Below are 13291 nucleotides of genomic sequence, written 5' to 3'. Positions count from 1 at the left end.
CTATTCAACCAAACAATTACTTCCATTACAATTAGTTATTTCAGGATAACTCTGCCTTTTTGAAACGCATCGAAGATATGAAAGGAGCCGCTTCACCAATGCTGACCGATACCGCCACACCGACTGCCGAAGCCGATCTTGCGATCGAGAATTTTACCGTCTCGGATGCTGAGCTGCCGGAATTTAAGGACCTCAAATTCGAGAACATCAACGAACTCCACATCGATCATCCGGGAGCAAACGACGCCGAATACCGAGCCCGCCGCGACTACATTGCGTCGTGTGCGAAGAGTTTTCGCGAGACCGGCGTGATCACCGATGTCGAATACAACGCCCGCGAGCAGCGTGTCTGGCGTTACGTGGCAGAGGAACTCGAAGAACTCCAGCAGAAATATGCATCGCCGTTTTATCTTCGGGCGAAGAAAGATCTCGGCATTACGACCGACCGGATCCCGCAATTATCAGAGATGAACCGACGTTTGAAAGAACTGACCGGTTTTCGCCTCGCACCGATAGAGGGACTGGTCGAAACTCGCGGTTTCTTATCATGGCTCTCTTACCGCGTGATGCTCTGTACGCAATACATTCGTCACCATTCGCACCCGGCATATACGCCCGAGCCCGACATTGTCCACGAGGCTATCGGCCACATTCCGATGTTCACTAACCCGAATTTTGCCGATTTTTCGCAGTTCATCGGCCACGGAGCACGTATCGCCACCGACGAGCAGCTCGAACAGCTCGGCCGCCTCTACTGGTTCACAGTCGAATTTGGTATGGTCGAACACGAAGGCGACATCAAGGCGTATGGTGCGGGACTGTTATCGTCATTCGGTGAACTCGAACACGCGTTCTCAGATCGCGTCGAACGCCGCCCGTTCAACCTCGAACAGGTCATCAATCACGAATACACCTACAGCGACATGCAGCCGGTGTTATACGTCATTCCCTCTTACGCTGAGCTCAAAGAGGTGACTCGGAAGTATATTGAATCGTTTAATATCTAATTACCATGACTACACAAAATCCATTAGGACTAAAGAAGATACATCACGTTGAGTTTTACGTCGGCAATGCTAAGCAGGCTGAGTTTTATTATCGCAAGGCGTTCGGGTTTTCGCGGGCAGGGTATTCGGGGCTGGAGACGGGGAATCGTGAGACGACCTCGTATTTGATGCGGCAGACGAATATCAATTTTGTGCTGACGACACCGCTCAATCCGGAGCATCCGGCTGCGGAGCATATCAAGCAGCACGGAGACGGCGTTCGCGATATTGCGTTTTATGTCGAGGATGCAGATCATGCATTCAATGAGGCCGTTGGACGCGGTGCAACACCAATTACCGAGCCGCATGATCTCGCGGACGAGAACGGCTCTGTACGGCACGCCGCTATCGCGACCTATGGCGATACGATCCATTCGTTCATCTCGTACAACACCAACAACGGCCACAATTACAACGGTGTCTTTTTGCCCGGTTTTACTGAACAAAATATTTCGGGCGAGCCGACCGGCATAATGATGGTCGATCACATCGTCGGTAACGTCGAGCTTGGCAAAATGACCGAGTGGTGCGATTTTTACCGCGACGTACTCGGTTTTTTCCGCTATATTACGTTTGACGACAAAGACATCTCGACCGAATATTCAGCCCTGATGTCGATCGTCATGTCCGACGGCCAGCACAATATCAAATTCCCGATCAACGAACCCGCAACCGGCAAAGGTGGCAAGTCGCAGATACAGGAATACATCGATTTCTACCGCTCGGCCGGTGCCCAGCACATCGCTCTGCTCTGCCGCGATATCCGCAGCACCGTTACCCAATTAATGGAGAACGGCGTCGAATTCCTGACGATCCCTGACACATACTACGACGACCTGTTAGACCGTGTCGGGCCGATCGATGAAGACCTCGAAAGCTTGAAAAAACTCGGCATCCTGGTCGATCGCGACGACGAAGGCTACTTGCTCCAGATCTTTACCAAACCGGTTGAGGATCGGCCGACGGTCTTCTACGAGATCCTTCAACGCAAAGGCTGCAAAGGATTCGGCAAGGGCAATTTTAAGGCACTGTTTGTATCAATAGAAGAGGAACAGAGGCGTCGGGGTAATCTCTGACCCGGCTTTCCCGGGCGGATCTGGAAATTTTCCGCAATGCTCAACACCGACTGCTGGATCCCGAGCATGGCATTGATATCTTAAAATTGCGAGCGGAGGCAAATCCGCGAAAGACCAATGAAACGACAGTCTCTCTTTTTCATATTTTTCATCGTACTATTTCTTACCAGTGTTCAAGCGCAGGATTATAAGCGTACAGAGCACCCACGCTATAGCCCCGACGGCAAATCGATCGTCTTCTCCGCCACCATCTCAAAGGGGAGGGATGACCTGTCAAAGGGTCTGGCGGTTATGTCGAGCGAAGGCACCGAGGTTAAAACTGTCACGCAAAACGTCGCGGGAGTATTCGACGAGTACCCGTCACTTAGTCCAGACGGGAAAAAGATCGTTTTCCTTAGGCGAACTTCTGCAACTGTGCTTCACGATGTTTTTATCATCAACACCGACGGCAGCGGGCTAAAGCAGCTTACGAAAACGCCTGAAAAGGAACTCCGGCCGGAATTCGATCACGGCGGCACAGGTGTCGTGTTTGCAAGAAATTTTTCGACAAACATCTTTATAAAGTTCGGTTCTTTGCATTACGTCGATCTCACGTCTCTGAAAGAAAAGGTGATCCTCGCGAAGGAGTTTCAAGTAACTCATGCTGTTCCCGCACCCCGCGGTGCATACTTCATCGCCGCCGCCAAGCTGGGGGCAGATGGCAAAGCGATCGACGTGATCAATAATGGGAACCAAGTCACCGTCGTCAGTCCGACAGGCGAGATCAGCCCGAAATCAACAGTGGCGTTACCTGACAGTAAGGCGTTCATCGAGCGGATCCAGACAGCTCGCGTAGCCGAGTTCATGCTTTACCTTTCGCGTGGCGGGATGTTAGCGCAACAAAATTACTTGGTAACCCCTAAAGGTGTGGAAAAACTCGAGATTAAGGCTTCGGATTATTCCCTTTCACCCGACGGTACAAAGCTATTGACGGGGGAAGGTGGCTCAGCAGTTTACATTAAAGGGCTAAGAGCAGAGCGAGGGGCGGTCGTAGGCAAAAAGTAGATGGAACTCAAATATCAAACAGGTTTTGGAAACGAATTTGCGACCGAGGCGGTCGAGGGTGCTTTGCCCATCGGGCATAATTCGCCGCAGAAGGCACCGCTTGGACTTTATGCTGAGCAGCTGTCAGGCACGGCGTTTACTGTTCCTCGCTCGGGCAACAAACGTACGTGGACGTATCGCATTCGGCCGTCGGTCATGCACTTGCCATTTGCGCGGATCGACAACCGTCGTTGGCAGAGTAAGCCGGACGACATTGATGTCACGCCCAATCAACTCCGATGGGATCCGCTGCCGATCCCCACCGAACCAACCGATTTTATTGACGGCATCACGACCATTGCTCTCAACGGCGACCTTATGTCGCAGGCCGGCATCGGCATCCACATTTACACCTGCAACAAGGGCATGGGCGACCGCTATTTTTACAACGCGGACGCTGAAATGCTGATCGTGCCTGAGATGGGACGGCTTGGTTTTTTGACCGAGCTCGGGGCTATCCAGGCAGGTGCCGGTGAGATCGTTGTCATCCCTCGCGGCGTCAGATTTAAGGTCGAGCCGCATCCGGAGGACAAACAGTGTCGCGGCTATATCTGCGAAAATTATGGAGCCCAGTTCCGCATTCCCGATCTCGGCCCGATCGGTGCCAACGGCCTCGCCAATCCGCGTGATTTTGAAACGCCCGTCGCTTGGTACGAGGACCGCGAGGGCGAGTTTGAACAAGTAGCCAAATTTGCCGGCAACCTGTGGTCCGCCCCGATGACCCACTCGCCGCTCGACGTCGTCGGCTGGCACGGCAATTACGCCCCATACCGCTACGACCTTCGCCGATTCAACACGATCGGCTCGATCTCGTACGATCATCCCGATCCGAGTATCTTCACCGTGCTTACATCGCCGTCAGGAGAACCCGGCGTGGCAAACTGTGACTTTGCCATCTTCCCGGAACGATGGTTGGTCGCCGAAAACACTTTCCGTCCGCCGTGGTACCACCGCAATTACATGTCCGAATACATGGGGCTCGTCTACGGTCAGTACGACGCCAAGGAAGAAGGCTTTCTGCCCGGCGGCGGCTCGCTTCACAACCAAATGTCCGCCCATGGCCCCGACCTCGACGCCTTCGAAAAAGCATCGAACGCCGATCTCAAACCGCAAAAACTTGAAGGCACAATGGCGTTCATGTTCGAATCACGCTACATCATCCGCCCGACCAAGTTCGCGATGGATAGCTCGCAATTGCAGAGCGAATATTTTGAAGTTTGGCAGCGGTTGAAGAAGAATTTCCAGAGTTGAGATAAATGGAAAGAGATCTTAAATTCCTCGCGACCGCTGAGAAGGGCGAGGTTTCTGCCATTTTGTTGCGGCCTGAGAACGCGACGCACTTGCTCGTCCTCGGGCACGGTGCGAGCACGAACATGCGGCATGCGACGATGCAGGCGATCGCGGAGGCCTTAGCGGAGCGCGGCATTGCGACGTTTCGTTACAATTTTCCATATTCGGAGAAAGGCGGCGGGCGGAATTCTCAGGAGGTGTGTATTGAGACAATTCGATCCGCGGTAAAAGCCGCAAACGCGGCGGCTCCCGATCTGAAACTGCTCGCCGGCGGGCATTCGTTCGGCGGGCGGATGACGACTACTGCTCAGTCTGAGAAGCCGCTTGATGGTGTCGAAGGGTTGGTTTTGTTCTCGTTCCCGCTGCACTTGCCGGGGCGGCCGGACACGAAGCGTGCCGAGCACCTCGCCAAAATAGATATCCCGAAGCTTTTTCTCTCCGGCACGCGTGACGAACTCGCGACTCTCGATCTACTCGAACCCACGATCGCCGATCTCAGCGGTCTTGCCGCACTTCACCTCATTGAGACTGCAAACCATAGCTACAAGATCCTCAAGAAGTCGCGAACTTCGAATGAAGATGTTTTCGCCGAGATGGCACGCGTCACGGGAGATTGGATCAACGCAAATTAAATAGCTTGGCAAGTCTCGGCAATTTTCTTATTATCAATGGCAATGAAGAACTTGATATTGCCAACACTCATAGTTTTGACGCTTGGCGTCGCCGTTCTTGCTCAAAAGCCGACGCCGACACCTGCTCCGTTCTTGATGGAGATCGAGGATGTTTTTTCTATAGCCGGTGTCGGCACGATCGCGACGGGAAAGATCGAAAGCGGAACGGTAAAGCCCGGCGATGCCGTAGAGGTCATCGGGATCAAACCGACCGTGCGAACCACTGTGGTTCGTATTGACGCGTTTGGCAAATCGCTGCCTGAAGCTAATGCCGGCAAGAATATCGGACTTTTACTCAAAGGCATTCAAAAAACTGACGTCGTCCGCGGCCAATTGATCGCAAGGCCGGACAGCGTAAAAGCTTACACAAAATTCAAAGGCACGCTCGATATGGTCGATGCCAAGGACGGCGGTCGACGAACGCCGATGCCAACAGGATTTCGCAGTCAGGTGTTTTTTCGATCGGTAGGCTTTTCGGGTGTAGTTACGCTTCCGACTGGAAAGGCCTCGGCTGCGGCCGGCGAAAAAGGTATCGCTGTCGAGATCGAATTGACTGAATCGGCAGGCCTTTCAAAGGGTGCGAAATTTTCGCTCCGGGACGGCGGAAGGACCATCGGCATCGGTGTAATAACCGCCCTAACGCCAACCAAATAATGTGCAGAAATATTAAAACACTATTCAATTTTGACCCGCCGGCGACGACGGACGAAGTCAACGCCTCAGCGATCCAATTCGTCCGAAAGCTCTCCGGTTTTAGCAAACCGTCTAAGGCGAATGAAGCCGCATTTGATCTCGCCGTCGAACGCGTTGCGGCCGCAGTCCTGGAGCTGCTTAATTCGCTCGTCACCAACGCTCCGCCGCGTGACCGAGAGCTTGAGGCTGACCGGGCACGGGAACGAAATGTGCGACGGTTCTCAAACACTCAACGCGGAACCTAAAACCCGTCATGCTTAGAAGCTCAGTAATGAAAATACTCTTATTGTTGTCGATCACGTTAGCCGCTGCCGGCACATCGTGCATCACGGTCCAGTATCCCGGCGGTAATTCATCGCCACAGCCAAAACCGACCAGAACACCGCAGCCTTCTACTCCTTCAGTCGTTAACGGCAAGACAATGTCGGCGGAAATGACGGACGAAACCATACTGGCAGCTTTTGAGGTTAATGTTGGTTCGACAACATCGACCGTTTCGAAAGGGCCCGACGGCGCGACAACAACTTATCAGGCAGGCGAACAGAAAGTCTCTATCACCCGATCCGTGGTATCCGGCGTTTCGATCTATGCGACGGGGCCGATAACCGGTGATTGGTACCTGGGCGGCGGCAATTGAGCCGGCGGCAGAATATGACGACGGAGCGAGACGAAAGGGCATGGATCTCAGATCGTATCGAACGTGGACGAACCGATCAGGTGTTTGACGTGCCGGCTCTGCCAAATTGGGAAAATGTCCTACTCGAGGGCGATTTCAGACCGCTCCAATAGTTCGTCGATTGCAAGGATACGACCGCACTCAAGGCATGGCCAACGGCCGGTGGAGATCTGAACAGTATCAACCTTGACCATGAATTGCAGCACCGGTGGGGAACGCAAATTTTGGGGCGATCATTTACAGATCTAAGACAACGTAAACATCAATGTCCGAAGAAACCATTAAACAACGCATCTATTCCATTGACCTGCTGCGGGGCGTCGTGATGATGATCATGCTGCTTGACCACACACGCGAGTTTGTCCACGCCGGTGCTTTGACACACGACCCGACCGATCCGGCAACGACGACAGCTGCCGTATTCTTTACACGCTGGATCACGCATTTTTGTGCCCCTGCCTTTGTATTTTTGTCGGGAGTGAGCATTTATCTGCAGAAGATGAACGGTAAGTCGAACGCCGAGTTGTCGAAATTTCTTTGGACTCGCGGTTTGTGGCTCATTATCCTCGAATTTACCGTCGTCAGATTTGGCATTGTTTTCAATTTGGACTATTCGTTTTTCGGTTTGGCACAGGTCATTTGGGTGATCGGTGTTTCGATGATCGTAATGGCCGCTTTGATCTATTTGCCGGCAAAGATCGTCGGCATTTTCGGCGTGCTTATGATCATGCTTCACAATCTGCTTGACGGCTTTCAGATACCGCCAAACATTGCATTTATGGGCACGCCGCCGCCCGACCTCGGTCAATCGATCTGGATCATTTTTCATCAGATGGGGATCGTGCCTATATTCGGCGGCACTTCGCAGATAATGTTCGCCTATCCTTTGATCCCGTGGATAGGAGTAATGGCGGCAGGCTATGCTCTCGGAACGATCTACGGATGGGCGCCTGAGCAAAGGAAGAGACTGCTGCTGATCATGGGCGGAGCCGCCACACTTGTCTTTGTGCTGCTTCGGCTGTCCAATTTCTACGGCGACCCGTCACAGTGGAAGTCGCAGGAAACAGGCATCGCGACGTTTCTCTCTTTTCTAAATACGACCAAATATCCGCCGTCGCTGCTGTTTTTGCTGATGACGCTCGGACCATCAATGGTCGTGCTGGCCTTGACCGACAGAATCGACGGTAAAGCGATCTGGCAGCAGATCTCGATCACGTTCGGGCGCGTGCCGATGTTCTATTACATACTTCAGTGGTTCATGGCCCACATCATGGGCATTGCTCTCAGCTATTTTGCCGGAAAGGATATCAGCTACTTTTTCGTGAATATGATGCAAATTGGCCAGGCCGCACCCGATGGCCACGGATTTTCATTGGCCATTACCTATGCAGCATGGCTCGCCGGCCTCGTGATCCTCTATCCGCTTTGCCTGTGGTGGGGAAACCTGAAACGCCGCAATAAGCACTGGGCTCTGAGTTATTTATAAATATGGAACGAAAAGTTGTTCACACGCGGCATGTCTTGGCGGTCAAAGATCTCACGGTCGCAGCCGATCATTTTAAGTCTAAGCTCGGGTTTGATCTGGATTTCACGGCTCCGGGCTGGAAGTTCCTTTCATTTGGTGATTTCAAAGTGATGCTCGGCGAATGCTCCGACGAGATGACCGCCGAAGCCACCGGCAACCACTCATGGTTTGCCCACGCATTGGTCGAAAATGTCGATGAGGTCTATGCCGAGTTCAACGAACGCGGAGCTGTGATACTGTCACCGATCGCAAACAAACCGTGGGGAATCCGGGACTTCACCGTCGTCACTCCGGACGGGCATCGGATCGTGTTTGGGCAATTGACCGGCTGATCTACTCCATCTCGCTCTCGTCTATGTCGAAGTTGGCGTAGACCTTTTGAACGTCGTCGTTGTCGTCGAGGGCGTCGTAGAGTTTCATCATCGTCTTGGCATCCTGGCCGGTGAGAGCGATATAGTTCTGTGGGATCATTGAGACCTCGGCGGCCTGGGGTTCGATTCCTGCGGCCTTGATGGCTTCGTGGACGGCCTCAAAGCTGTCGGGCGTCGTGAATATCTCAAAGACATCGCCCTCGTCCTGCATGTCGTCGGCACCTGCCTCGATCGCTATTTCGAACAGCTCGTCTTCACTCTTAGCAGCCTTATCGACGACGATGTAGCCTTTCTTGTCGAACATCCACGCGACCGAGCCCGATTCGCCCATATTTCCGCCGTTCTTCGAAAAGAGATGTCGGATCTCGGCGACCGTACGGTTGCGGTTGTCAGTCATCGTTTCCACGAGCACGGCGACACCGTTCGGGCCGTAGCCTTCGTATGTAATTTCATCGTAAGCTACGCCTTCGAGCTGGCCGGTGCCGCGTTTGATGGCACGGTCGATCGTGTCGTTGGGCATGTTAAGCCCTTTGGCGTCTGTGACGGCTTTACGGAGACGGGCGTTCGAATCGACATCGCCGCTGCCGCCGGTGCGTGCCGCGACCGTGATCTCTTTGATTAGCTTGGTAAAGATCTTGCCGCGTTTCGCGTCCAAAGCACCTTTCTTGTGCTTAATTGTGTGCCACTTGGAGTGTCCTGACATCGTTAATGTTCCTTTGAGTGAAATGTAGACTAGACTTTGGCACACTTCCTAACGGTCGTGTTTCCGCCTTGCCGAACTTGAAAATATATCACGCTAGGTTTTGGCTTTCAAAACTGACGCGATCTGTGCGGTTGTAATTCCGGTTATCCGGATCTGTTTTGTTTTCGATGTTTGCCCGCCAATGATCTCGACATTGCTCTTAGAAACGCCCAATTGTTTGGCGAGCAGCTTGATCAACTCCGTATTTGCCGCGCCGTCGACAGGCGGCGATGCGATGCGCACCTTAAGAGCTCCGTCGTGTTCGCCGATGATCTCGCTTTTTGAGGCTCTCGGAACGACACGGACCGTAAACGTGACCGTACCACCCATTTCGACAATGTTCATCGGATCAAGCTCAATAGATCAGCTTCGAACAAATATATTCAGCACGATCCCTTGTAAGAATCCGATCAGCAGCAGCACGAGCATTGCCGAGATATCAAACATCCCGATCGGCGGGATCAGTCGCTGCACGGGCAGCAGTATCGGATCGGTCACACGCATTACAAACGCGAGGAAAGTCTTTCGCGTAAACACGAACCACGATGCAATGAACCGTATGAAAATAAACAAAATGAGGACGCTAAGCAGCCCGTAGATAATAAATCCGATGATAACCTTTGGATTGCCCGACATAACGCCGGCGGTCAGGCCGTCGATGACAAAGAACGTGTTGCCGACGATCTGCGTGAAAAAATATGTAATTACCAGACCAATCAGTATCGTCAATATCGGTGCTAGCCGCGTATCGATGCGATACATCGCAAAGAACCGAGCCGCCGGATAGACCCATTTTTCCGTAAGCTTGCGAACCTTAAACCCAAACCTGCCGACCTTGCCAAACGGATTCGGATCGGAATAGTTAAAGATAAGCCTAAGAAGCATAACGGCGAGAAAGACACCGAAAATACACCAGACGATCAGGCTAAATATTGGATAAACTAAGGCATTAAGCATAAAACCAATTTTGCCGCAGATTAACGCGGATCACGCAGATAAGGAAATTTCGCAGACGGCTTTGATCAGCGTCATCTGCGTGGATCTGCGGCTAAAACTTCTTTTCTCTTTGACCAAAAATCGCCGTGCCGACGCGAACTAGCGTTGCACCTTCTTCGATCGCGGTCTCAAAATCGTGGCTCATGCCCATTGATATTTCGCCGTTTGGCAGCAAACTATCGCGTATTTCGCGCAGCCGTTTGAAAAACGGCCTTGTCTTCTCAACATCATCGTCATACGGCGGAACGATCATTAAACCATCTAGACGTAGATATTTACAGGTTTTCAAATAGTCGATCAGTTGCGGCAGATCGCTTTCAGGGATTCCGGCCTTGGTCTCTTCACCGGCGATATCGACCTCAATATATACTGGCAATTCGTCTCGTCCTTCCTCTTCACAAATACGCTCGAGCCGTTGGGCAAGTTCGAGCGAATCAACGGATTGGATAACGTCGAAAAGTTGCACGGCCTTTCTCGCTTTGTTCGACTGCAAGTGACCGATCAGGTGCCATTCGGCTGCGCCGCGGCCCAGTTCGGCGATCTTTGATTCCGCCTCCTGCACCTTATTCTCACCTAAAACTGTAGCACCTGCGTCGATCGCTTGCCTCAACACCGTCGGTGGATGCGTTTTGCTGACCGCGACCAGTTTGATCTCATTCTCATTGCGGCCAACGCGCAAGGCAGCTTCACGAATACGGCGGCGAATGTTCTTCAGATTGTCGGCGAGATCACTTTGCACTAGTTCAATATATCAAAACTGTTGGGACAGTAACCGCGAAACAGCACGAAATAGCACGAAAAGGAGTTTCTGCTTTTCGCGTCTTTTTGTTTCTTTAACGGTTTGAATCCACTCGGTCTTGAATTTAACTCACCGAATTAGTATTCTCAATGTTCGCCCAACGTGCGGACGTGGCGGAACTGGTAGACGCGCAGGTCTCAGAAGCCTGTTGCCGCAAGGCAGTGGAAGTTCGATTCTTCTCGTCCGCACCAAAAATCAGTCGACAGACGTAAAGATGAGAGTCGGGAGCCGAAGACACGCGGCTTCCGATTTTTCTTTGCGTTCTCTTCGGTTTTGCGTGAAACTCTCTAAATAGCAATGCGAACAGAATTTATCAGTGCGATCAACACACACCAGACCGATTTCGGCCTGACGCTGGCCGATGATGCGATCGAACGCCTCGCGGATTACTACGATCTGATCCGGGAGCACAACGAATTTCTACACCTCGTCGGGCCGTCATCGCCTGAGGAATTTGCTACGCGTCATATTCTGGAATCGCTGACCTTACTCGAATATCTGCCAAACGGTATTTGGTTCGCCGACGTCGGGACAGGCGGCGGATTACCGTCGATACCATGTCTGCTCGTACGCGAGGATCTGAAAGCCGTGCTGATCGAGTCAAAGATAAAGAAAGCCAAGTTCCTGACGCTCGCGGTGGAAAAACTTAGACTTAAACACCGCACGCGCATCTCGTCGACCCAATTTGCCGAGACGAACCTGGGCCACTGCAAGGCCGTGACGTGTCGTGCCCTCGACAAATTCACCGAAAAACTCCCGAGATTGATAAGCTGGTCGGGAAGATCCCAACTCCTGTTCTTTGGCGGCGAAAACCTGAAGACTGCACTTGAGGCACAGAAGATCGCTTTCACGCAAAAACTAATGCCGTTGTCCGAACAGCGTTTCCTGTTCGTGACAACGGCCTGACTCGATCAGCTACTTGGACCGGACTAACGAACGTCGAGATCGTATTCCCGCAGACGCCGGTATAATGTCGATGGCGAGATGCCGAGGAGTTCGGCGGTCTTGCCGCGGTGCCAACCGGTTTTTTCGAGAGCTCCGATGATCTGGGCACGTTCGGAGTCGCGAAGGTTGGTTGGCGATGCGTTTTGGAACGAGCTGACGCCATTCGATTGCGGCGTGTTATAGCTGACCGAAAAGCTTGTTTTCTCAGTTCGATAGGCGATCTCCGGCGGCAGTTCACGCGGCGTGATCATGTTGTTGTCCGAGAGCAGGATCGCTCGTTCGAGACAATTGCGAAGCTGACGGACGTTGCCGGTCCAGTCAAACGCACACAGAGCTTCGATCGCGGCGGGCGACATTTCGGGTTCGTTGTGGCCGGCGAGCTTGTGTAGCAGATGGCGAGCTAACGGCTCGATATCTTCGCGTCGGGTTCGGAGCGGCGGAATATTTATCTCGAAACTGTTGATGCGGTACATCAGGTCGGCGCGGAACACGCCATCTGCGATGGCCGAATCCTTGTCGCGGTTGGTCGCAGCAACCAGCCGCACATCTACCTCGACCTTCTTTGTACCGCCAACGCGGAAAAATGAACGTGTTTCTAATGCGCGCAGCAGTTTTGACTGCAGCTGCAACGGCATCTCCATTACTTCATCAAGGAAAAGCGTGCCGCCGTCAGCGATCTCGAACAAGCCGAGTTTGCGGGCCTTTGCGCCTGAAAATGCTCCGGCTTCGTGACCAAAAAGTTCGCTTTCGAGCAGCGTATCCTGTAATGCCGCACAGTTCAGATCGATGAACGGTTTGTCCGAGCGGCGGCTGAGTCTGTGAATTGCCTGAGCGATCAGTTCCTTTCCGACGCCCGATTCGCCGGTGATCATGACCGACGTGTCGGAAGGAGCGACGCGATGGACTAGCCTCAGGGCTTCTTTCATTTGCACCGATTCGGCAACGATCTCGGGCAGTGAGCGTGTGGTCCTTGCGATCTGTGCACGCAGACGCTGATTGTCGACCTTGAGCTGCTGTTTTTCGGCAGATGCGGTAACTAGTGCGGCAAGCTCTCCGATTCGGTACGGTTTGGTCAAATAATCATATGCACCTAGCTTCATCGCTTCGATCGCAGATTCAACCGTCGCCTGGCCTGTAAGCATGATGACCTCGGGCGGATTCTGACAGCGTTCGCGTGTGCGGCGAAGCAGGCCGAGCCCGTCGAGCCGCGGCATATTTATGTCGCACAGCACGACATCATAGTCCTGCTCCTCGAGCATCGTCCAGGCCATCTCGCCGTCGTCGGCACAATCGACGTCGTGACCCTGCCGAGCCATCTCTTTTTGGATCACCAGTCTCAAATTCTTCTCGTCATCAACGACTAATAGTTTTGCCATGG

17 protein-coding genes and 1 tRNA gene are annotated in these 13291 nt (G+C 52.8%); 13 read left to right on the top strand and 5 right to left on the bottom strand.

Annotation, left to right across the window (positions count from 1 at the left end):
• Nucleotides 1–59 precede the first annotated feature (59 nt).
• From IPK01_05520 to IPK01_05470, 11 genes are all read left to right on the top strand, one after another.
• Nucleotides 60–1007 carry a phenylalanine 4-monooxygenase gene (locus tag IPK01_05520; protein MBK7932952.1) on the top strand — a complete coding sequence of 316 codons (948 nt, stop codon included), beginning with the start codon at nt 60–62 and terminating at the stop codon, nt 1005–1007.
• 5 nt (nt 1008–1012) lie between these two features.
• Nucleotides 1013–2122 carry a 4-hydroxyphenylpyruvate dioxygenase gene (gene hppD, locus IPK01_05515; GenBank protein MBK7932951.1) on the top strand — a complete coding sequence of 370 codons (1110 nt, stop codon included), beginning with the start codon at nt 1013–1015 and terminating at the stop codon, nt 2120–2122.
• Between the two features lie 117 nt (nt 2123–2239).
• The gene (locus IPK01_05510; protein MBK7932950.1) at nt 2240–3166 is read left to right on the top strand and encodes a PD40 domain-containing protein; all 927 of its coding nucleotides are present in this window, start codon (nt 2240–2242) and stop codon (nt 3164–3166) included.
• On the top strand, nt 3167–4456 hold the full coding sequence (locus IPK01_05505) for a homogentisate 1,2-dioxygenase (GenBank protein ID MBK7932949.1): 1290 nt from the start codon (nt 3167–3169) through the stop codon (nt 4454–4456).
• Nucleotides 4457–4461: 5 nt separating this feature from the next.
• The gene (locus tag IPK01_05500; protein ID MBK7932948.1) at nt 4462–5127 is read left to right on the top strand and encodes an alpha/beta hydrolase; all 666 of its coding nucleotides are present in this window, start codon (nt 4462–4464) and stop codon (nt 5125–5127) included.
• 36 nt (nt 5128–5163) lie between these two features.
• Nucleotides 5164–5820: a hypothetical protein gene (locus IPK01_05495; GenBank protein MBK7932947.1), complete on the top strand. Its 657-nt coding sequence runs from the start codon at nt 5164–5166 to the stop codon at nt 5818–5820.
• Nucleotides 5820–6104: a DUF2277 domain-containing protein gene (locus IPK01_05490; GenBank protein ID MBK7932946.1), complete on the top strand. Its 285-nt coding sequence runs from the start codon at nt 5820–5822 to the stop codon at nt 6102–6104. The genes IPK01_05495 and IPK01_05490 overlap by 1 nt, the downstream gene beginning before the upstream one ends.
• 26 nt (nt 6105–6130) lie before the next feature.
• Nucleotides 6131–6496 (top strand): hypothetical protein, encoded by a 366-nt coding sequence (locus IPK01_05485; GenBank protein MBK7932945.1) that lies wholly within the window; start codon nt 6131–6133, stop codon nt 6494–6496.
• A gap of 14 nt (nt 6497–6510) precedes the next feature.
• A complete protein-coding gene (locus IPK01_05480) occupies nt 6511–6648 on the top strand; it encodes a hypothetical protein (GenBank protein MBK7932944.1) in 138 nt (45 codons plus the stop codon).
• Between the two features lie 152 nt (nt 6649–6800).
• Nucleotides 6801–8021, top strand: a complete 1221-nt coding sequence (locus IPK01_05475) for a DUF1624 domain-containing protein (GenBank protein MBK7932943.1) — start codon at nt 6801–6803, stop codon at nt 8019–8021.
• A gap of 2 nt (nt 8022–8023) precedes the next feature.
• Nucleotides 8024–8392, top strand: a complete 369-nt coding sequence (locus IPK01_05470) for a VOC family protein (GenBank protein MBK7932942.1) — start codon at nt 8024–8026, stop codon at nt 8390–8392.
• A 1-nt stretch (nt 8393) separates the two neighbouring features.
• Here the strand turns inward: IPK01_05470 and IPK01_05465 are convergent, their stop codons facing one another.
• From IPK01_05465 to IPK01_05450, 4 genes are all read right to left on the bottom strand, one after another.
• Nucleotides 8394–9134, bottom strand: a complete 741-nt coding sequence (locus tag IPK01_05465) for a YebC/PmpR family DNA-binding transcriptional regulator (protein ID MBK7932941.1) — start codon at nt 9132–9134, stop codon at nt 8394–8396.
• Nucleotides 9135–9227: 93 nt separating this feature from the next.
• Nucleotides 9228–9518 (bottom strand): YggU family protein, encoded by a 291-nt coding sequence (locus IPK01_05460; GenBank protein MBK7932940.1) that lies wholly within the window; start codon nt 9516–9518, stop codon nt 9228–9230.
• An 18-nt stretch (nt 9519–9536) separates the two neighbouring features.
• On the bottom strand, nt 9537–10130 hold the full coding sequence (locus tag IPK01_05455; protein MBK7932939.1) for a YggT family protein: 594 nt from the start codon (nt 10128–10130) through the stop codon (nt 9537–9539).
• A gap of 91 nt (nt 10131–10221) precedes the next feature.
• Nucleotides 10222–10908 carry a YggS family pyridoxal phosphate-dependent enzyme gene (locus IPK01_05450; protein ID MBK7932938.1) on the bottom strand — a complete coding sequence of 229 codons (687 nt, stop codon included), beginning with the start codon at nt 10906–10908 and terminating at the stop codon, nt 10222–10224.
• A gap of 164 nt (nt 10909–11072) precedes the next feature.
• Here IPK01_05450 and IPK01_05445 point away from each other — a divergent pair.
• Nucleotides 11073–11159: transfer RNA gene (locus IPK01_05445), tRNA-Leu, on the top strand.
• Between the two features lie 106 nt (nt 11160–11265).
• Nucleotides 11266–11874: a 16S rRNA (guanine(527)-N(7))-methyltransferase RsmG gene (gene rsmG / locus IPK01_05440; GenBank protein ID MBK7932937.1), complete on the top strand. Its 609-nt coding sequence runs from the start codon at nt 11266–11268 to the stop codon at nt 11872–11874.
• Between the two features lie 23 nt (nt 11875–11897).
• Here rsmG and IPK01_05435 read toward each other — a convergent pair whose 3' ends face one another.
• Nucleotides 11898–13289 carry a sigma-54-dependent Fis family transcriptional regulator gene (locus IPK01_05435; GenBank protein ID MBK7932936.1) on the bottom strand — a complete coding sequence of 464 codons (1392 nt, stop codon included), beginning with the start codon at nt 13287–13289 and terminating at the stop codon, nt 11898–11900.
• Between the last annotated feature and the right edge of the window lie 2 nt (nt 13290–13291).

The sequence above is a fragment of the Acidobacteriota bacterium genome, from assembly GCA_016713675.1.
GTDB lineage: Bacteria > Acidobacteriota > Blastocatellia > Pyrinomonadales > Pyrinomonadaceae > OLB17.
This window is presented reverse-complemented; position numbering and strand designations above follow the sequence as displayed.

What these genes read in the sequence shown, in the direction of transcription:
- IPK01_05470 (MBK7932942.1), top strand. Translation starts at nt 8,024, where the DNA reads ATGGAACGAAAAGTTGTTCACACGCGGCATGTCTTGGCGGTCAAAGAT.
- IPK01_05465 (MBK7932941.1), bottom strand. Translation starts at nt 9,134, where the DNA reads ATGTCAGGACACTCCAAGTGGCACACAATTAAGCACAAGAAAGGTGCT.
- IPK01_05495 (MBK7932947.1), top strand. Translation starts at nt 5,164, where the DNA reads ATGGCAATGAAGAACTTGATATTGCCAACACTCATAGTTTTGACGCTT.
- IPK01_05460 (MBK7932940.1), bottom strand. Translation starts at nt 9,518, where the DNA reads ATGAACATTGTCGAAATGGGTGGTACGGTCACGTTTACGGTCCGTGTC.
- IPK01_05480 (MBK7932944.1), top strand. Translation starts at nt 6,511, where the DNA reads ATGACGACGGAGCGAGACGAAAGGGCATGGATCTCAGATCGTATCGAA.
- IPK01_05500 (MBK7932948.1), top strand. Translation starts at nt 4,462, where the DNA reads ATGGAAAGAGATCTTAAATTCCTCGCGACCGCTGAGAAGGGCGAGGTT.
- hppD (MBK7932951.1), top strand. Translation starts at nt 1,013, where the DNA reads ATGACTACACAAAATCCATTAGGACTAAAGAAGATACATCACGTTGAG.
- IPK01_05455 (MBK7932939.1), bottom strand. Translation starts at nt 10,130, where the DNA reads ATGCTTAATGCCTTAGTTTATCCAATATTTAGCCTGATCGTCTGGTGT.
- IPK01_05490 (MBK7932946.1), top strand. Translation starts at nt 5,820, where the DNA reads ATGTGCAGAAATATTAAAACACTATTCAATTTTGACCCGCCGGCGACG.
- IPK01_05435 (MBK7932936.1), bottom strand. Translation starts at nt 13,289, where the DNA reads ATGGCAAAACTATTAGTCGTTGATGACGAGAAGAATTTGAGACTGGTG.
- IPK01_05475 (MBK7932943.1), top strand. Translation starts at nt 6,801, where the DNA reads ATGTCCGAAGAAACCATTAAACAACGCATCTATTCCATTGACCTGCTG.
- IPK01_05485 (MBK7932945.1), top strand. Translation starts at nt 6,131, where the DNA reads ATGAAAATACTCTTATTGTTGTCGATCACGTTAGCCGCTGCCGGCACA.
- IPK01_05510 (MBK7932950.1), top strand. Translation starts at nt 2,240, where the DNA reads ATGAAACGACAGTCTCTCTTTTTCATATTTTTCATCGTACTATTTCTT.
- IPK01_05505 (MBK7932949.1), top strand. Translation starts at nt 3,167, where the DNA reads ATGGAACTCAAATATCAAACAGGTTTTGGAAACGAATTTGCGACCGAG.
- rsmG (MBK7932937.1), top strand. Translation starts at nt 11,266, where the DNA reads ATGCGAACAGAATTTATCAGTGCGATCAACACACACCAGACCGATTTC.